The sequence below is a fragment of the Streptomyces sp. NPDC086077 genome (assembly GCF_040686175.1).
GTDB lineage: Bacteria > Actinomycetota > Actinomycetes > Streptomycetales > Streptomycetaceae > Streptomyces.
This window is the reverse complement of sequence record NZ_JBFBJT010000005.1, coordinates 74628-92305: the sequence shown is the minus strand read 5'-3', so window position 1 is coordinate 92305 and position 17678 is coordinate 74628. Positions and strand designations below refer to the sequence as shown.

The 17678-nt window shown below is 71.7% G+C and carries 17 protein-coding genes; 11 read left to right on the top strand and 6 right to left on the bottom strand.

Annotated features, from left to right (window positions below; genetic code table 11):
• A complete protein-coding gene (locus AB0O67_RS02845) occupies positions 1-522 on the top strand; it encodes a cupin domain-containing protein (protein WP_365445005.1) in 522 nt (173 codons plus the stop codon).
• 12 nt (positions 523-534) lie between these two features.
• Here AB0O67_RS02845 and AB0O67_RS02840 read toward each other — a convergent pair whose 3' ends face one another.
• Positions 535-1797, bottom strand: coding sequence for an acyl-CoA dehydrogenase family protein (locus AB0O67_RS02840; protein ID WP_365445002.1), 1263 nt, complete (start codon positions 1795-1797; stop codon positions 535-537).
• A gap of 170 nt (positions 1798-1967) precedes the next feature.
• Between AB0O67_RS02840 and AB0O67_RS02835 the strand changes: the two genes are divergently transcribed.
• Positions 1968-2609, top strand: a complete 642-nt coding sequence (locus AB0O67_RS02835) for a TetR family transcriptional regulator (protein WP_365444999.1) — start codon at positions 1968-1970, stop codon at positions 2607-2609.
• Positions 2610-2643: 34 nt separating this feature from the next.
• On the opposite strand, the gene def is transcribed toward AB0O67_RS02835, so the two are convergent.
• Complete coding sequence (def, locus tag AB0O67_RS02830; RefSeq protein WP_365444996.1) at positions 2644-3183, bottom strand: peptide deformylase; 540 nt, start codon at positions 3181-3183, stop codon at positions 2644-2646.
• A 156-nt stretch (positions 3184-3339) separates the two neighbouring features.
• Between def and AB0O67_RS02825 the strand changes: the two genes are divergently transcribed.
• From AB0O67_RS02825 to AB0O67_RS02805, 5 genes are all read left to right on the top strand, one after another.
• On the top strand, positions 3340-4578 hold the full coding sequence (locus tag AB0O67_RS02825) for a MurT ligase domain-containing protein (protein WP_365444993.1): 1239 nt from the start codon (positions 3340-3342) through the stop codon (positions 4576-4578).
• Between the two features lie 20 nt (positions 4579-4598).
• Complete coding sequence (locus tag AB0O67_RS02820; RefSeq protein ID WP_365444990.1) at positions 4599-5330, top strand: glutamine amidotransferase; 732 nt, start codon at positions 4599-4601, stop codon at positions 5328-5330.
• A 188-nt stretch (positions 5331-5518) separates the two neighbouring features.
• On the top strand, positions 5519-6544 hold the full coding sequence (locus AB0O67_RS02815) for a 6-phosphofructokinase (RefSeq protein ID WP_365444987.1): 1026 nt from the start codon (positions 5519-5521) through the stop codon (positions 6542-6544).
• Between the two features lie 113 nt (positions 6545-6657).
• Entirely contained in the window at positions 6658-7608 is a 951-nt protein-coding gene (locus AB0O67_RS02810; RefSeq protein WP_365444984.1) for a cytochrome c oxidase assembly protein, read from the top strand.
• A gap of 191 nt (positions 7609-7799) precedes the next feature.
• The gene (locus AB0O67_RS02805) at positions 7800-7970 is read left to right on the top strand and encodes a hypothetical protein (protein ID WP_141310231.1); all 171 of its coding nucleotides are present in this window, start codon (positions 7800-7802) and stop codon (positions 7968-7970) included.
• Positions 7971-7976: 6 nt separating this feature from the next.
• On the opposite strand, the gene AB0O67_RS02800 is transcribed toward AB0O67_RS02805, so the two are convergent.
• The 4 genes from AB0O67_RS02800 to AB0O67_RS02785 form a co-directional block, all read right to left on the bottom strand.
• A complete protein-coding gene (locus tag AB0O67_RS02800; protein ID WP_365444980.1) occupies positions 7977-9182 on the bottom strand; it encodes a histidine kinase in 1206 nt (401 codons plus the stop codon).
• Positions 9183-9321: 139 nt separating this feature from the next.
• On the bottom strand, positions 9322-11034 hold the full coding sequence (locus AB0O67_RS02795; protein ID WP_365444977.1) for a cation acetate symporter: 1713 nt from the start codon (positions 11032-11034) through the stop codon (positions 9322-9324).
• A gap of 47 nt (positions 11035-11081) precedes the next feature.
• Positions 11082-11441, bottom strand: coding sequence for a hypothetical protein (locus tag AB0O67_RS02790; protein WP_365445084.1), 360 nt, complete (start codon positions 11439-11441; stop codon positions 11082-11084).
• Between the two features lie 2 nt (positions 11442-11443).
• Positions 11444-12193 carry a LytTR family transcriptional regulator DNA-binding domain-containing protein gene (locus AB0O67_RS02785; RefSeq protein WP_365445081.1) on the bottom strand — a complete coding sequence of 250 codons (750 nt, stop codon included), beginning with the start codon at positions 12191-12193 and terminating at the stop codon, positions 11444-11446.
• Positions 12194-12270: 77 nt separating this feature from the next.
• Between AB0O67_RS02785 and AB0O67_RS02780 the strand changes: the two genes are divergently transcribed.
• The 4 genes from AB0O67_RS02780 (at position 12271) to AB0O67_RS02765 (ending at position 17658) form a co-directional block, all read left to right on the top strand.
• Positions 12271-12774, top strand: coding sequence for an Lrp/AsnC family transcriptional regulator (locus AB0O67_RS02780; protein ID WP_365444974.1), 504 nt, complete (start codon positions 12271-12273; stop codon positions 12772-12774).
• A gap of 121 nt (positions 12775-12895) precedes the next feature.
• Entirely contained in the window at positions 12896-13717 is an 822-nt protein-coding gene (gene ddaH, locus AB0O67_RS02775; protein ID WP_365444971.1) for a dimethylargininase, read from the top strand.
• Positions 13714-14937 (top strand): ornithine--oxo-acid transaminase, encoded by a 1224-nt coding sequence (rocD, locus tag AB0O67_RS02770; RefSeq protein WP_365444968.1) that lies wholly within the window; start codon positions 13714-13716, stop codon positions 14935-14937. The genes ddaH and rocD overlap by 4 nt, the downstream gene beginning before the upstream one ends.
• Before the next feature lie 222 nt (positions 14938-15159).
• Complete coding sequence (locus tag AB0O67_RS02765) at positions 15160-17658, top strand: SpoIIE family protein phosphatase (RefSeq protein ID WP_365444965.1); 2499 nt, start codon at positions 15160-15162, stop codon at positions 17656-17658.
• Positions 17659-17678: the final 20 nt, after the last annotated feature.

The following is a 17678-nucleotide window of genomic DNA, read 5'->3' as shown; positions in this document are numbered from 1 at the left end:
GTGACCGCGACCGAAGGACTGCTGGTACCGCCCGGCCAAGGCCGGATCGTCGAGACCCCGGCCCAGCACGTCACGTTCAAGGTGACCGGTGCGCACTCACGGATGGCGTCCACCTTCGAGGTGCTCGTCCCTCCGGGATTCGACGTCGGCGCCCACGTGCACACCCGCAGCGAGGAGTTGTTCTACGTGCTGGAGGGCGAGCTGGACGTGCTCGCCTTCGAGCCACGCGTCCGGACCCCCGACAACTGGCAGAAGTGGGAGTCCCGTTCGGGCAACCAGGTGGTCCGCGCGACACGGGGCACGGTGATCGTCGTACCGCCCGGCTGCCCGCACGCGTTCGCCAATCCGACGGAGACCCCGGCGAAGATGTTCTTCCAGGCGTCCCCGCCACCGGATCACGAGCGGTACTTCGACGAGCTGCTGGAGATCCTCAGGGACGGGGGTCCGCCGGATCACGCGGCGATCGAGGCACTCCGGGCCAGGTACGACATCGAACAGCTCACCCCCCTGAAGCACCGGTGAGCACCGCGCGTCCTACCGGAGAGGCATCCCCGAGAGCGTCCGGGCGATCACCAGCCGCTGGATCTCGCTGGTCCCCTCGAAGATCGTGTAGATCGCTGCGTCCCGGTGCATCCGCTCCACGGGGTACTCGCGGGTGTACCCGTTGCCGCCCAGGATCTGGATCGCCTGGGCGGTGACCGTCTTCGCGGTCTCGCTGGCGAACAGCTTGGACATCGATCCCTCCGCGGCCGTGAACGGCTTGCCGTTGACCGCCATCCAGGACGCCCGCCACACCAGCAGCCGCGCCGCGTCGATGGACGTGCGCATGTCCGCGAGCTGGAACGCCACGCCCTGGTTGTCGATGATCGGCCGCCCGAACTGCTCACGGGTCGTCGCGTAGTCCAGCGCCACCTCGTAGGCTGCCCGGGCCGTGCCCACCGCCATCGCGCCGACGGCGGGACGGGACGCCTCGAACGTGGCCATCGCCGCGTTCTTCACCCTCCCCCACTCCCGGCTTCGCTCGAGCGGGGGGACCCCCATCCCACCCGTCCTCGCCCGCTCGCGGGCGCGCGCCAGCCGCTCGTCCAGCTTCTCCTTGCCGCCGAGCAGGCAGGAGCCTGGCACCCGGACGTCGTCGAGGACGACCTCGGCGGTGTGCGAGGCGCGGATGCCGTGCTTCTTGAACTTCTGGCCCTGGGACAGCCCCGGGGTGTTCGGCGGGACGATGAAGGAGGCGTGCCCCTTCGAGCCCAGCTCCGGGTCCACGACCGCGACGACCACATGGACGTTGGCGATGCCGCCGTTGGTCGCCCACGTCTTGGTGCCGTTGAGGACCCACTCGTCCTTGGCCTCGTCGTACACCGCGCGGGTGCGCAGGGAAGCCACGTCGGAGCCGGCGTCGGGCTCGGAGGAGCAGAAGGCGGCGACCTTGACATCGTTGGCGTCGCCGTACATCTGGGGGATCCAGGTGCCGATCTGCTCCTCGGTGCCGTTGGCGAGCACGCCCACCGCCGCGAGGCCGGTGCCGACGATCGACAGGGCGATGCCCGCGTCGCCCCAGAACAGCTCCTCCATGACCATCGGGATGCCGAGGCCGGTGGCGTCGAAGTACTGCTGCGCGTAGAAGTCGAGGGAGTAGATGCCGACCTTGGCGGCCTCCTGGATGACCGGCCAGGGAGTCTCCTCACGCTCGTCCCATTCGGCGGCCGCGGGGCGGATGACATCGGCGGCGAAGCCGTGCAGCCAGTCCCGGACCTCCTTCTGTTCGTCGTTGAGCTCCATGGTGAACTCGGCCATGTCCCCTCCAGCGGCGCACAATGCATGTTACTTGCGGTAACCGCAGTCTGTTACCGCAAGGTAGGAAAAGTCAACTCACAACGATCCCTCGGCAGCCCGTTCGAGTCGCCGGTCGTGTCAGGTGTTAGTTTGCGCTGGCGTCACCGATTGAGCACGGGTGGGGAGAGCACATGGACACCACGCAGCGGACCGAGCAGCAGAGGTCCGCCGACCGCCGACGGCGCGAGTTGCTGGAGGCCGCCGACCGCGTCGTGCTGCGGGACGGTCCGCAGGCGTCGATGAACGCCATCGCGGCGGAGGCGGGCATCACGAAGCCCATCCTCTACCGCCACTTCGGCGACAAGGGCGGGCTGTACGCGGCGCTGGCCAAACGGCACACCGACGCGCTGCTCGACTCGCTGCGGGCCGCGCTGGACGCTCCGGCGCAGCGGCGCGAGCGGGTGGAGGCCACGCTCGACACCTACCTCGCGGCGATCGAGGCCAGGCCTCAGGTGTACCGCTTCCTGATGCATCCGGCGGAGGGTTCACCGGGAGACCACGGCTTCGACGTGGGCAAGCACTCGGCGCCGTTGCTGCGGCGGATGGGTGAGGAGCTGGCCCAGGTGATCGAGGAGCGGCTCGATCTCGGGCCGGAGAGTCAGCGGCTCGCTCGGGTCTGGGGGCACGGGATCGTCGGGATGATGCATGCCGCCGGGGACTGGTGGCTCGGGGAACGGCCCTGTTCCCGGGCCGATTTGGTGCGGTGTCTCGCCGATCTGCTGTGGGGGCGGCTCGCCGCCGCGGGGGACCGGGTGGGGGGACCGGGCTTCTGAGGCCGTGTGCCGTCCGCCCCGCAGGGACGCCGTCTCACCGGCGCCATGAGGCTCGGGACACCTGCCGCATCAGGCGTCTGTGGCGCAGGCCCCGGACCCGGTCCGCGTAGACCGTACCCTCCAGGTGGTCGCACTCGTGCTGGAGGCAGCGGGCGAAGAAGCCGGTGCCGTGGATCGTGATCGGGTCACCCGTCGTCGTCACCCCCTCCACCACCGCGTGGTCGTGGCGCTCCGTGCCCGCTTCCAGGCCCGGCAGGGACAGACAGCCCTCCGGGCCGCGCATCACCACGCCGTCCGCCTCGACCAGGCGCGGATTGACCACGTGGCCCAGGTGCCGTACGTCCTCGTCGTCGGGGCAGTCGAAGACGAAGACCCGCAGCGGCACTCCGACCTGGTTCGCGGCCAGGCCGACGCCCTGGGCGGCGTACATCGTCGCGAACAAGTCCTCCACGAGTCGGGAGAGTTCGGGGCCGAAATCGGTGACTTCCGTGCAGGGTGTGTGCAGGACCGGGTCGCCGAGCAGGGTGAGGGGCCGGACACGCCCGTGAGCGCCCGGGATGGAGCCTTGTCGCATGCCGGCAAGGGTACGGTCCTCGCTGGCGCGCTCCCCGCGCGCGGGGATCGTGACGGTGCCGCGATTCGGGCAGGTGAGTGGATCTCGATAGGCTGAGGCATCACCACGTTGCCGGATGCTACGGCGCGGCGCGTACGCAAGGAGGATCGAGAACTGATGGCAGGCAACTCGGACCCGCTCTCGCCGCGGGCCAAGCTGGCCGTGACCGCGGGCAAGGCGGTCGCTGCGGCATCACGCGCAGCGGGACGCGGCAGCGGTTCGGTGATCGGTGGCCGGGTGGCCCTCAAACTCGACCCCGACCTTCTGGCCCGGCTCGCCCAGAACCTGGACGTGACCCTGGTGTCGGCGACCAACGGCAAGACCACGACCACGCGGCTCATCGCCGAGGCGCTGCGCGCCGCGGGCCCCGTGGTGTCCAACGCGCTCGGCGCCAACATGCCCGCCGGCATCACCTCGGCGCTGGCAGGCGGCTCGGACGCCAAGTTCGGTGTCATCGAGGTCGACGAGAAGTACCTGGCCGGTGTGGCCCGGGACACCGACCCGAAGTGCATCGCGCTGCTGAACCTCTCCCGCGACCAGCTCGACCGTGCCGCCGAGACACGGATGCTCGCCGAGAACTGGCGTGAGGGGCTCGCCGGCACCAAGGCCGTGGTCGTCGCCAACGCCGACGACCCGCTGGTGGTGTGGGCGGCGTCGTCCTCCCCCAATGTGATCTGGGTCGCCGCCGGGCAGATGTGGAAGGACGACGCCTGGTCCTGCCCGTCCTGCGGCGGTGTGATGCGGCGCCCCGGCGACGACTGGTTCTGCGGCGAGTGCGGCTTCCGCCGGCCCACGCCGAGCTGGGCGCTCTCCGGCGACCACGTGCTCGACCCGCACGGTTCCGCCTGGCCGATCCACCTCCAGCTGCCGGGCCGCGCCAACAAGGCCAACGCCACCTCCTCGGCGGCAGTCGCCGCCGTGTTCGGGGTGCCGCCACAGGTCGCCCTGGAGCGGATGTACCAGGTGCAGGCCGTGGCCGGGCGGTACGACGTGGTGCAGTTCATGCAGCGCGATCTGCGGCTGCTGCTCGCCAAGAACCCGGCCGGGTGGCTGGAGACGTTCTCCCTGATCGACCCGCCGCCGACGCCGGTGATCCTGTCCGTGAACGCGCGCTCCGCCGACGGCACGGACACCTCCTGGCTGTGGGACGTCGACTACACGCGGCTGACCGGCCACCCGATCTTCGTCGTCGGCGACCGCAAGCTCGACCTCGCGGTGCGGCTGGAGGTGGCCAACCAGCACTTCCAGGTCTGCGAGAACCTCGACGAGGCGGTGCAGAAGGCCCCGCCGGGCCGGATCGAGGTCATCGCCAACTACACCGCGTTCCAGGACCTGCGCCGCCGCGTCGGCAACTGACAAGACTTCAGGGGACTTTCGTGAGCGACAACCAACTGCGGGTCGTCTGGATCTACCCGGACCTGCTCAGCACGTACGGCGACCAGGGCAACGTCCTCGTCGTGGAGCGCCGGGCCCGGCAGCGCGGCCTGGACGTGGCACGGCTCGACGTGCGCAGCGACCAGCCCATCCCGACGTCCGGCGACATCTACCTGATCGGCGGCGGCGAGGACCGGCCGCAGCGGCTCGCGGCCGAGCGGCTGCGCCGGGACGGCGGCCTGCACCGGGCCGTCGGGAACGGCGCGATCGTGTTCTCGGTGTGCGCCGGCTACCAGATCCTCGGGCACGAGTTCATCAACGACCTGGGCCAGCGCGAGCCCGGCCTCGGCCTGCTCGACGTGGTCTCGGTGCGCGGCGAGGGCGAGCGGTGCGTCGGTGACGTCCTGGGCGACGTCGACCAGCGGCTGGGCCTGCCCCCGCTGACCGGCTTCGAGAACCACCAGGGCATCACCCAGCTGGGCCCCACGGCCCGCCCCCTCGCCCGGGTACGGTTCGGCAACGGCAACGGCACGGGCGACGGCACGGAGGGCGCGTACAACGACACGGTCTTCGGCACCTACATGCACGGACCGGTGCTGGCCCGGAACCCGCAGATCGCCGACCTGCTGCTGAAGCTGGCGCTGGACGTCAACGCGCTGCCGCCGACCGACGACCACTGGTACGAGGCGCTGCGCGACGAGCGCATCGCGGCGGCGCAGCAGCAGCCCGCCTGAGGCGACGTCCGGGCGGGGTGCGGCACCGCTCGGCAAGCCCGTCTGACGGGTCGTCCGCACAGGTGAGCGCGGTCGTCCAGCAGTCGGACGCACGGTTCGGTCCCGCCCCCCTGTGCCGCTAGGGTGGCGGGGATCGAGCCGGACAGCGTGGTCCGGACCCGGCCCACGTCGAGAAGGTATTTCGGGCTATGCGCATTGGTGTCCTCACCTCCGGCGGCGACTGCCCCGGTCTGAACGCCGTCATCCGGTCCGTCGTACACCGTGCCGTCGTCGACCACGGCGACGAGGTCATCGGGTTCCGGGACGGCTGGAAGGGCCTCCTGGAGTGCGACTACCTCAAGCTCGACCTGGACGCGGTGGGCGGCATCCTCGCCCGCGGCGGCACGATCCTCGGCTCCTCCCGGGTCCGTCCCGAGCATCTGCGCGACGGTGTGGAGCGGGCCAGGGGGCATGTCCAGGAGCTCGGCCTCGACGCGATCATCCCGATCGGCGGTGAGGGCACCCTGAAGGCGGCCCGGCTGCTCTCGGACAACGGGCTGCCCATCGTGGGCGTGCCGAAGACCATCGACAACGACATCGCCGTGACCGACGTGACCTTCGGCTTCGACACCGCGGTGACCGTCGCGACCGAGGCGTTGGACCGGCTCAAGACCACCGCCGAGTCCCACCAGCGGGTGCTGATCGTGGAGGTCATGGGCCGGCACACCGGGTGGATCGCCCTGCACTCCGGCATGGCGGCGGGCGCCCACGCCATCGTCGTACCGGAGCGGCCCTTCGACATCGACGAGCTGACCGCGAAGGTGGGCGAGCGGTTCGAGGCGGGCAAGCGGTTCGCGATCGTCGTCGTGGCGGAGGGCGCGAAGCCGCGGCCCGGCAGCATGGCGTTCGACGAGGGCGGCAAGGACGTCTACGGGCACGAGAGGTTCGCGGGGGTCGCACGGCAGCTCTCCGTCGAGCTGGAGAACCGGCTCGGGAAGGAAGCGCGGCCGGTCATCCTCGGGCATGTCCAGCGCGGCGGTACCCCGACCGCGTACGACCGGGTGCTGGCCACGCGGTTCGGGTGGCATGCGGTGGAGGCCGCGCACCGGGGTGAGTTCGGGAAGATGACCGCGCTGAACGGGACGGACATCGTGATGGTGCCGTTGGCGGAGGCGGTCGAGACGCTGAAGACGGTGCCGTCGGACCGGTACGCCGAGGCGGAGTGCGTGCTGTAGCCGTCCCCCCTCCCCAGTGGGATGCGGTTGCCCCCGGTGACATGGATCGCCGGGGGCAGTTCTAGTCTTGGGGCGGACAGACAGCACAACCCGCACGAAACAGGAGCCGTCGCATGGATCACAGCGGGCACGGCATGACCATGGACTTGCCGCCGTTCACGCTGGGGCGGGGGCTTCAGTGGTCGCCGGAGCCGTTCTTCCTCGTGGCCTGCCTGCTGGGGCTCGCGCTGTACGGGTGGGGCGTCGTCCGGCTGCGGCGGCGCGGGGACAGGTGGCCGGTCGGGCGGACCGTGTCCTTCGTCGCCGGTGTGCTGACCATCGGGCTGATGATGTGCACCCAGCTGAACGACTACGGCATGGTCATGTTCAGCGTGCACATGGTGCAGCACATGGTGATCAGCATGCTCTCGCCGATCCTGATCCTGCTCGGCGCCCCGATCACCCTCGCGCTGCGCGCGCTGCCGCCCGCCGCCCGGGGGCACAAGGGGCCGCGCGAGCTGCTGCTGGCGCTGCTGCACAGCCGGTACATGCGGATCATCACGCACCCGGCGTTCACGATCCCGCTGTTCATCGCCAGCCTCTACGCCCTGTACTTCAGCCCGGTCTTCGACTTCCTGATGGGCTCCAAGCCGGGGCACATCGGGATGATGGTGCACTTCCTCGCCGTCGGCCTGGTGTTCTTCTGGCCGATCATCGGCGTGGACCCGGGGCCGCACCGGCCCGGCCACCTGATGCGGATGCTGGAGCTGTTCGCGGGCATGCCGTTCCACGCGTTCTTCGGCATCGCGCTGATGATGGCCTCGACTCCGATGGTCGGCACCTACGCCGACCCGCCCGCGTCGCTGGGCATCGACGCGCTCGCCGACCAGAACGCGGCCGGCGGTATCGCCTGGGCGTTCAGTGAGATCCCGTCCGTGCTGGTGCTGATCGCGCTGCTGTTCCAATGGCAGGCCTCGGAGCAGCGCCAGGCCCGGCGCAAGGACCGGGCCGCCGACCGCGACGGCGACAAGGAGCTCGAGGCCTACAACGCCTATCTGGCCTCACTGCAGGCGCGCAGCCGCTAGGGGTCGCGTGTCCGGTGCTGGGTGGCACGCACCCTCGGGTTCACCCGAATGGACCAGGGGCCGACGCTCGTCCGGCGGCTCCTGGACGGGTGGGCGGTGCCGGAATTCCGGCCCTCATTTCGCCGTGCGCGCCGTCAGGAGGCAGAACCGGGGCACCATGGGAGGGGACGAACCATGAGGAGGGTGTTGCGATGCCCGGTTCTACGGACGGTTCTACGAAGGCGATGGGGGTGCTCACCGTCGGCGGACTAGTGGTGGTGACCGCCTACACGGTGGCGCTCGGCAGCAACGGCTGGCTGTGGTTCGGCTGGGTCGTGCTGGGCCTGATCACCCTGGGGATGGTGGCCACCCGCAGCACCTGAGGTGGTTCACTCGCGGGTGAGCCGCCCCGCGGAGTGCACCCCCGGCTGGTACTTCGGCAGCCGGGCGGTGACCTTCATGCCCGCGCCGACGGCGGTCTCGATGACGAGGCCGCAGTCGTCGCCGTAGACCTGCCGCAACCGGTCGTCGACGTTGGACAGCCCGATTCCGCCCGACGGGCTGACCTCCCCGGCGAGGATGCGGCGCAGCAGGTCGGGGTCCATGCCGGCGCCGTCGTCCTCGATCACCACGAGGGCCTCGGCGCCGGTGTCCTGGGCGGTGATGCTGATGTGGCACTTGTCGGCCTTGCCTTCGAGGCCGTGTTTGACGGCGTTCTCGACGAGCGGCTGGAGGCAGAGGAAGGGCAGGGCCACCGGCAGTACCTCCGGGGCGATCTGGAGCGTGACGGAGAGGCGGTCGCCGAAGCGTGCCCGGACGAGCGCCAGGTAGTGGTCGATGGCGTGGAGTTCGTCGGCGAGCGTGGTGAAGTCGCCGTGCCGGCGGAACGAGTAGCGGGTGAAGTCGGCGAACTCCAGCAGCAGTTCACGGGCGCGCTCGGGGTCGGTGCGCACGAACGAGGCGATGACCGCGAGCGAGTTGAAAATGAAGTGCGGCGAGATCTGCGCGCGCAGGGCCTTGATCTCGGCCTCGATGAGCCGGGTGCGGGACTGGTCCAGGTCGGCGAGCTCGAGCTGTACGGAGACCCAGCGGGCGACCTCGCCGGCCGCCCGGACCAGCACGGCGGACTCGCGGGGCGCGCAGGCCACCAGGGCGCCGTGCACTCGGTCGTCGACGGTGAGCGGCGCGACCACCGCCCAGCGCAAGGGACAGTCCGGGGCGTCGCAGGTCAGCCGGAAGGCCTCGCCACGGCCCGTCTCCAGCGGGCCGGTCAGGCGGTCCATGATCTCGGCGCGGTGGTGGGCGCCCACTCCGTCCCAGGCGAGGACCCGTGTGTCGTCGGTGAGGCACAGGGCGTCCGTGCCGAGCAGGGAACGCAGCCGACGGGCGGACTTGCGGGCCGTCTCCCCGGTCAGGCCGGCCCGCAGCGGAGGCGCGGCGAGGGAAGCGGCGTGCAGGGTCTCGAAGGTGGCGTGCTCGACGGGAGTGCCGAGGCCGCCGAGGCTCTCGGGGCGGGCCGTACGCCGGCCCAGCCAGAAGCCCGCGGCGAGCAGCGGGAGTACGGCGACACAGAGCCCGGCGATGAAACCGCTCATGCCGACCCCTCCCTCGGACACCCCGGAGCCTGCGAGCAGCCGACCATGCCGTCCCCTCTCGCGGACCCTCCCAGGGCCTGCGAGCAGCCGGCCATGCCGCCACCTCTCCCGGACACCCCCAGAACCTGCGAGCAGCCGATCATGCCTTCACCTCTGCCCGGACTTCCTCAGGGAGATGGAACCGCGCGAGGATCGCCGCCGTCCCCGCCGGGACCCGGCTCGCGGTCGCGAGCGACACCAGCACCATCGTGAGGAAGCCCAGCGGCACCGACCACAACGCGGGCCAGGCGAGCAACGCGTGCAGCGGCCCCGGTCCCGGGAAGCCCGCCATGGTCGCTGCCACCGCCAGGAAGGCCGAACCGCCGCCCACCAGCATCCCGGCCGCGGCCCCCGGCGGAGTCAGTCGCCGCCACCAGATGCCGAGCACCAGCAGCGGGCAGAAGGACGACGCCGACACGGCGAAGGCCAGCCCCACGGCGTCCGCCACCGGGAGCCCGCCGACCAGCACGCTCCCGGCGAGCGGCGCGGCCATCGCGAGGGCCGTGCCGAGCCGGAAGTGCCGCACGCCCCGCGCGGGCAGGACGTCCTGCGTCAGCACCCCCGCCACCGCCATGGTCAGCCCCGACGCCGTGGACAGGAACGCCGCGAAGGCCCCGCCCGCCACCAGCGCGCCGAGCAGATCGCCGCCGACGCCCCCGATCATGCGCTCCGGCAGCAGCAGGACCGCCGCGTCCGCGTCGCCGGTGAGGGTGAGTTCAGGGGCGTAGATGCGGCCGAGGGCGCCGTACACCGGGGGCAGCAGGTAGAAGCCGCCGATCAGGGCGAGCACGGCGACCGTCGTCCGGCGGGCGGCGACCCCGTGCGGGCTGGTGTAGAAGCGGACGACGACGTGCGGCAGCCCCATGGTGCCGAGGAAGGTGGCGAGGATCAGTCCGTACGTGGCGTACAGCGGGCGTTCCTCCTGGCTCTCGGCGGGCGACGGTGTGATGCCGCCGCCGCTCGCGGAGTCGGCCGTGGGGACGGGGGTGCCCTTTTCGAAGGTGAGGCGGGTGCCCTGTGCGATGCGGTGGGTGCCGGCCGGGAGGTCCAGCCGCCGCTCCTCGTACGCCCGCCCGTCGACCGTGCCGCTCACCGTCACCGCCAGCGGCCTGTCGAGCTTCAGGTCGAGGGTGTCGTCGACGCGGACGACGCGCTGTTCGCGCAGGGCGGCCGGTTCGTCGAAGGCGTCGCGGGGGGCGCCGTCGCCCTGCCAGGCGAGGACGAGGAAGAGGGCGGGGACCAGCAGGGCGGTGAGCTTGAGCCAGTACTGGAAGGCCTGCACGAACGTGATGCTGCGCATGCCGCCCGCGGCGACGATCGCGGTGACCACGACGGCGACGATGATCCCGCCAAGCCAGTCGGGCGCTTCGGTCAGGACGGTCAACGTCAGTCCGGCACCCTGGAGTTGGGGCAGCAGGTACAGCCACCCGACGCCGACGACGAAGGCGCCCGCGAGCCGTCGTACGGCCGGGGAGGCGAGGCGGGCCTCGGCGAAGTCGGGCAACGTGTAGGCGCCGGAGCGGCGCAGGGGGGCGGCGACGAAGACGAGGAGCACCAGGTAGCCGGCGGTGTAGCCGACGGGGTACCAGAGCATGTCCGGGCCCTGGACGAGGACCAGTCCCGCTATGCCGAGGAAGGACGCCGCGGAGAGGTACTCGCCGCTGATCGCGGCGGCGTTCAGGCGGGGACCGACGGTGCGGGAGGCCACGTAGAAGTCGGAGGTGGTCCGGGATATGCGCAGGCCGAAGGCGCCGACGAGGACGGTCGCCACGACGACCAGGGCGACGGCGGGGACGGCGTAACCGGAGTACATGAGCCTGGGTCCTCTTTGCGGTCCTTGGTGTCCTGTCGGTGGTCCTGTCAGCGGTCCTCGACCAGGCGGACGAAGTCGCGTTCGTTGCGCTCGGCGCGGCTGACGTACCAGCGGGCCAGGAGGACCAGGGGCGCGTACAGGCAGAAGCCGAGGACCAGCCACTCCAGGCGGCGGGCGTCGGGGGCGGTCGCGAACACCAGCGGCAGGGGGCCGACGAGCAGGACGAGGACCGCGAACACCGTGAGGGCGGCGCGCAGTTGGGTGCGCATCAGGGAGCGGACGTAGGTGTGACCGAGGGTGGTCTGCTCGTCGATCTCGGTCTGCGGGCGGTAGTAGCCCGAGGCACGGCGGGCGCCACGGCGTGGGCCGGTGACGACGACACGGCGTTCGGCGGGCTCCTGGGGCACCGTCACGCCCTCCTCATGAGCAGGTCCCGCAGCTCACGCGCGTGGCGGCGGCTGACCTGGAGTTCCTCGGCGCCGACCACGACACTCACCGTGCCCGCGTCCAGCCGGAGTTCGCCGATGTGGCGCAGGGCGACCAGATGCCGGCGGTGGATGCGCACGAAGCCGCGGGAGCGCCAGCGGTCCTCCAGGGTCGACAGCGGGATGCGGACCAGGTGGCTGCCCTTGCCGGTGTGCAGCCGGGCGTAGTCGCCCTGGGCCTCGACGTGGGTGATGTCCTCGACGGCGACGAAGCGCGTCACGCCGCCGAGTTCGACGGGTATCTGGTCGGGGTCGGGCTCGTGCACGGGGATGCGCGGGGCGGTGCCGCGCTGCTCGGCGGCCCGGCGTACGGCTTCGGCTAGGCGTTCCTTGCGGACCGGCTTGAGGACGTAGTCGACCGCCTTGAGGTCGAAGGCCTGGACGGCGAAGTCCTCGTGCGCGGTGACGAAGACGACCAGCGGGGGCCGGGCGAAGCCGGTGAGCAGACGGGCCAGGTCGAGACCGTCGAGGCCCGGCATGTTGATGTCGAGGAAGACCACGTCGATGGCCTCGGGTCCGGTCGGGCCGGACTCCAGGGCGCGGGTGATCCGGCGCAGCGCCTCGGTCGCGTCGCCGGCGCCCTCCGCGCTGCCGATCCTCGGGTCCGCGTTCAGCAGGTACACGAGCTCCTCGAGGGAGGGGCGTTCGTCGTCGACAGCGAGGGCGCGCAGCATGAACGTGGAGTCTAGGAGCATTTCGTACGCCTGCACACGTGCCGGACGCGGACGTTTCCGCTGGATACAGTGCCCGCATGAACAGCAGGCCGACGCCCTTCGACGAACTGGACCGGAAGATCATCACCGCGCTGATGGCGAACTCCCGGACGAGCTTCGCCGAGATCGGCGCGGCGATCGGACTGTCCTCGACCGCGGTCAAGCGCCGGGTGGACCGGCTGCGGGAGACCGGCGTGATCACCGGGTTCACGGCGACGGTGGAGCCGTCGGCCCTGGGCTGGCGCACCGAGGCCTACGTCGAGGTGTACTGCGAGGGCGCGGCTCCGCCCCGGCGGCTGGCGGAGGTGGTGCGCGGCTATCCCGAGATCGCGGCGGCGATGACGGTGACCGGTGGCGCGGACGCGCTGCTGCACGTGCGGGCACGGGACGTGGAGCACTTCGAGGAGGTGCTGGAGCGGATCCGTACGGAGCCGTTCATCCGCAAGACGATCAGCGTGATGGTGCTGTCGCACCTCATTCCGGAGAGTCCGGAGGCGGGCGCCAGCCAGCCGGCCCCGCCCCGCGCACCAGACGTGCGTTGAGAGGGGAAACTGCGCAGCGATCCTGCGTGAACACGCAGCTTTTGTTGCTTGTCGGGCGTCTTCGCCGTTTCTACCGTGGACTCACCCCAGTCGACACCGCAGGAAGCGGAGGGACCCCTCTGTGCCCGAAACCCGTGTGCCGCGCCGGCGGCGCTTCCTCGTCTGCGAACCCAGACACTTCGCCGTGCAGTACGCGATCAACCCCTGGATGCATCCCGACGTGCAGGTCGACGTCGGTCTGGCCCAGGAGCAGTGGCGGACGCTGATCCGCGTCTACGAGGACCACGGCCACACGGTCGACACCGTGCCGCCGGTGCCCGGCCTGCCGGACATGGTCTTCGCCGCCAACTCGGCGGTCGTCGTCGACGGCCGCGTCTTCGGCTCCCTCTTCCACGCGCCCGAGCGGCGCCCCGAGGCCACCCACTACGACACCTGGTTCAAGGGCGCGGGCTTCGACGTCTACCGTCCGGAGAACGTGTGCGAGGGCGAAGGTGACCTCGTCCCGACGGGACGGTACGTACTCGCCGGCACCGGTTTCCGCACCACCCGCGAGGCGCATCGCGAGGTGCAGGAGTTCCTCGGTGTGCCGGTCATCTCCTTGACCCTGGTGGACCCGTACCTCTACCACCTCGACACGGCGCTGTTCGTGCTCGACGAGGAGAACATCGCGTACTACCCGGAGGCCTTCTCGCCCGGCAGCCGTGAGGTGCTCGCGCGGCTGTACCCGGACGCGGTGCTCGGCACCCGCGAGGACGCGATGACGTTCGGGCTCAACTCCGTCTCCGACGGACGGAACGTCTTCATCTCACCCCGCGCCGAGGGCCTCGCCGCGCAGCTCGCCGAACGCGGCTACGTGCCCGTCCCGGTGGACCTGTCGGAGTTCCACAAGGCCGGCGGGGGCATCAAGTGCTGCACCCAGGAAATCCGGGAGATCCGTTCATGACCGCACCCGCCCGTACCCGCGACTCCGCCGAGCTGATCCGCGCCGAGGAGCCGGTGCTCGCGCACAACTACCACCCGCTGCCCGTGGTCGTGGCCGGTGCCGAGGGCACCTGGGTGGAGGACGTCGAGGGCCGCCGCTACCTCGACATGCTGGCCGGCTACTCGGCCCTCAACTTCGGCCACCGCCACCCCGCCCTGATCGAGGCGGCCCACCGCCAGCTCGACCGCCTCACGCTCACCTCGCGGGCCTTCCACAACGACCGCCTCGCGGAGTTCGCCGAGCGGCTGGCCGCCCTGACCGGCCTGGACATGATGCTGCCCATGAACACGGGCGCCGAGGCCGTCGAGAGCGGCATCAAGGTGGCGCGCAAGTGGGCGTACGACGTCAAGGGCGTCCCCGCCGACCGGGCGACGATCGTGGTCGCGGCGGAGAACTTCCACGGCCGTACGACGACGATCGTGAGCTTCTCCACGGACGAGACGGCACGGGCCGGATTCGGTCCGTTCACGCCGGGTTTCCGGATCGTGCCGTACAACGACCTCACCGCGCTGGAGGCGGCGGTCGACGAGACGACGGCAGCGGTGCTGATCGAGCCGATCCAGGGCGAGGCCGGCGTCGTCATCCCGGACGACGGCTATCTGGCGGGCGTACGGGAACTGACACGGCGCAAGGGATGCCTGTTCATCGCGGACGAGATCCAGTCGGGCCTCGGCCGTACGGGCCGCACGCTCGCCGTCGAGCACGAGGGCGTCGTCCCCGACATGCTGCTGCTCGGCAAGGCCTTGGGCGGGGGCATCGTGCCGGTGTCGGCGGTGGTGGCGCGCCGCGACGTGCTCGGCGTGCTGCGACCGGGTGAGCACGGGTCGACGTTCGGCGGCAACCCGCTGGCCGCCGCGGTCGGCACGGCGGTCGTCGAGCTGCTGGAGACCGGCGAGTTCCAGCGCCGGGCCACGGAGCTGGGCGCGGTGCTGCGAGGCGGCCTGGAAGAGCTGGTCGGCAAGGGCGTCGTCGGCTTCCGGGCACGGGGGCTGTGGGCGGGCGTCGACATCGACCCGGCGATCGGCACCGGACGCGAGATCAGCGAACGCCTGATGCGCGAGGGCGTCCTGGTGAAGGACACGCACGGCTCCACGATCCGGCTCGCCCCGCCGCTGACCATCACCGGCGAGGAGCTGCGGTCCGCGCTGGGCACGCTGGGCACGGTGCTGGGGCAGGCCTGAGCAGCAGGGCGGCGCCGTGGGGAGGGCACCTGGGCACTCCCGGCCGCGCCGCCCGTTCCGCTCCTGCCGGGCCGCCCGCACCGCTCCCACCAGCGCACCCGCTCACGACCCGCTCGTCCGCTCCCTGGACGGGCGGCGTCCCACGCGGCAGCCCCGCCCTCGCAGGGGTGAAGATGGGGACAAGAGGTGGTAGACCACTCTCAGCGACAGAGAGGTCAACCAGTGGGCACATTCGAGGAGCGCGACGTCGAGCGTCGGCCGTTCGACGTGGCGGACGCCGCTCCCGTGCTGCTCGACGCCCAGGGCGTCGTGACGAGCTGGACCAGGGACGCCCAGCGCCTGCTCGGGTACACGCCCGGTGAGGCCGTGGGTCGCGGTGTCGCCGAACTGCTGGCCGCCCAGGACGCGTCGCGCGTGCCGGGGCTGGTCGAGCGGTGCCGCAGGGACGGCGGCTGGACGGGCCTGCTGACCGCCCGGCGTGAGGACGGTTCGCCGGTCCGCGTGATGGTCCGGGTCACTCCGGCGCTGGAGACACAGGGCCCGTCCCGGTGGCTGGTGCTGATGTCGGAGCTGGCCGAGGCCCCCGGCTGGGACATGAGCCGCGACATGCTGGAACAGATGGTGGCCCGCTCCCCCGTCGGCATAGCGATCGTCGACACCGACCTGCGCTACGTCTGGTCGAACATCGCCCTCGCCCAGTTCGGCGGTGGCCCGCCGAGCCGGCGGCTGGGCCTGCGGCTGGCGGACATCCAGCCGGGCCTGGACACCGAGGCGATCGAGGCGCAGATGCGGCACGTCCTGGCGACCGGTGAGTCGGTCGCCGGCTACGAGCTCGTCGGCCACGTACGGGCCGCCCCGTTCCGCGAGACCGCGCACATGATGTCGTTCACCCGGCTCGACGACGGCCACGGCCACCCCATGGGCGTGTACTACACCGTCCTCGACATCACCGACCGGCACCGCGACCGCCAGCGCCTGGCCCTGCTCGACCGGGCCGGCGAGCGCATCGGACGCACCCTGGACATCACGCTGACCGCGCAGGAGCTGGCCGACGTGGCGGTCCCGGACCTCGCCGACTTCGTGACCGTCGACCTGCTGGAGTCGGTGCTGCACGGCGGGGAACCGGAGCCCGGCCCGCCGCGCGACACGGAGCGGGTGCCGCTGCGCCGCGCCGGCCAGCGCTCGCTCGACCGGAGCGTCACCGAGGCCGCCGTGGGCATCGGGGAGGTGGCGACGTATCTGGCCGGGTCGCCGCCGATCCGCTCCCTGACGACGGGCATGCCCTGGCTGGGGGCACGGCTCGACCCGCTCGCCGAGGAGTGGGCCACGGACGCGCCCAGCACGCGGCGCTCCATCTTCCTGGAGCTGGGCCTGCACAGCGCGATGATCGTGCCGATCCGCGCGCGGGGCGTCACCCTCGGCGTCACCACGTTCTTCCGGCGCCGCAGGCACGAGCCCTTCGACGAGGGCGACCTGAGTCTGGCCGAGGACCTCGTCTCCCGGGCGGCCGTCTGCGTCGACAACGCCCGGCGCTACACCCGCGAGCGGGACGCGGCCCTGGTGCTCCAGCGCAGCCTGCTGCCGCACCGGCTGCCCCAGCAGGAGGCCGTCGAGGTGACGGCCTGCTACCGGCCCGCCGACGAGCTGACGGGCCTCGGCGGGGACTGGTACGACCTGATCCCCCTGTCGGGGGCACGGGTCGCCCTCGTCGTGGGCGAGGTGGCCGGGCACGGCATCCAGGCCGCGGCGGCCATGGGGCGGCTGCGGACCGCCGTACGCACCCTCGCGGCGCTGGACCTGTCGCCGGAGGAGGTGCTCGGCCATCTCGACGACCTGGTGGCGATGGGAGCGCCGGAGGAGGGTGTCGTACCGGACGCGGGCGAGGTGGAGAGCGGCGACGGCGCACCGCGGGACGAGGGTCACGGCGGCTCCGAGTCGGTCGGATCCGGCTGCCTGTACGTCGTCTACGACCCGGTCGGCGGCCGGTGCACCATGGCCGCCGCCGGGCATCCCGCGCCGGCGGTCGTGGGGGCCGACGGCAAGGTGGTGTTCATGGAGCTGCCGCAGGGTCCTGCCCTCGGCGTCGGCGGGCCGCCGTTCGAGTCGGTGGAGGTGACGCTGGCCGAGGGCAGCACGCTCGTGCTGCACACCGACGGGCTGCTGGCCAGCGACGGCGAGGCGTGGGCGACCGACGTGGGCCGGGACCGGCTGCGCGGCGCGCTGGAGCGGTCCGCCCCCTCGCTGGAACGGCGCTGCCGGGCCGTGATCGACGCGTTGGTGCCCGCGCGCCCGCACGACGACGTGGCCCTGCTGCTGGCACGCACCAGGCTGCTCAGCTCGGAGCAGGTGGCGACCTGGGAGCTGCCCGTCGACCCGGTCGTGGTCGCCGACGCCCGCAAGGCGGCCTGCCGACAGCTGTCCGCGTGGGGTCTGGACGAGCTGGCCTTCACCACCGAGCTGGTGGTGAGCGAGCTGGTCACCAACGTCATCCGGCATGCCGTCGGCCCGATCCGGTTGCGGCTGATCAAGGCGGCCACGCTGGTCTGCGAGGTGTTCGACAGCGGCGCCACCGCACCGCATCTGCGCCACCCGCGCACCACGGACGAGGGCGGGCGCGGGCTGCTGCTGGTCTCACAGCTCACCCAGCGATGGGGCACCCGGTTCGTCCCCGACGGCAAGGTCATCTGGGCGGAGCAGCCGCTGACCGGCCTTGCGGACTGACGCGAAAGGCCGTTTACCGC

What these genes read in the sequence shown, in the direction of transcription:
- AB0O67_RS02840 (WP_365445002.1), bottom strand. Translation starts at nt 1,797, where the DNA reads ATGGCCGAGTTCACCATGGAGCTCAACGACGAACAGAAGGAGGTCCGG.
- AB0O67_RS02835 (WP_365444999.1), top strand. Translation starts at nt 1,968, where the DNA reads ATGGACACCACGCAGCGGACCGAGCAGCAGAGGTCCGCCGACCGCCGA.
- def (WP_365444996.1), bottom strand. Translation starts at nt 3,183, where the DNA reads ATGCGACAAGGCTCCATCCCGGGCGCTCACGGGCGTGTCCGGCCCCTC.
- AB0O67_RS02825 (WP_365444993.1), top strand. Translation starts at nt 3,340, where the DNA reads ATGGCAGGCAACTCGGACCCGCTCTCGCCGCGGGCCAAGCTGGCCGTG.
- AB0O67_RS02815 (WP_365444987.1), top strand. Translation starts at nt 5,519, where the DNA reads ATGCGCATTGGTGTCCTCACCTCCGGCGGCGACTGCCCCGGTCTGAAC.
- AB0O67_RS02810 (WP_365444984.1), top strand. Translation starts at nt 6,658, where the DNA reads ATGGATCACAGCGGGCACGGCATGACCATGGACTTGCCGCCGTTCACG.
- AB0O67_RS02805 (WP_141310231.1), top strand. Translation starts at nt 7,800, where the DNA reads ATGCCCGGTTCTACGGACGGTTCTACGAAGGCGATGGGGGTGCTCACC.
- AB0O67_RS02800 (WP_365444980.1), bottom strand. Translation starts at nt 9,182, where the DNA reads ATGAGCGGTTTCATCGCCGGGCTCTGTGTCGCCGTACTCCCGCTGCTC.
- AB0O67_RS02795 (WP_365444977.1), bottom strand. Translation starts at nt 11,034, where the DNA reads ATGTACTCCGGTTACGCCGTCCCCGCCGTCGCCCTGGTCGTCGTGGCG.
- AB0O67_RS02785 (WP_365445081.1), bottom strand. Translation starts at nt 12,193, where the DNA reads ATGCTGCGCGCCCTCGCTGTCGACGACGAACGCCCCTCCCTCGAGGAG.
- AB0O67_RS02780 (WP_365444974.1), top strand. Translation starts at nt 12,271, where the DNA reads ATGAACAGCAGGCCGACGCCCTTCGACGAACTGGACCGGAAGATCATC.
- rocD (WP_365444968.1), top strand. Translation starts at nt 13,714, where the DNA reads ATGACCGCACCCGCCCGTACCCGCGACTCCGCCGAGCTGATCCGCGCC.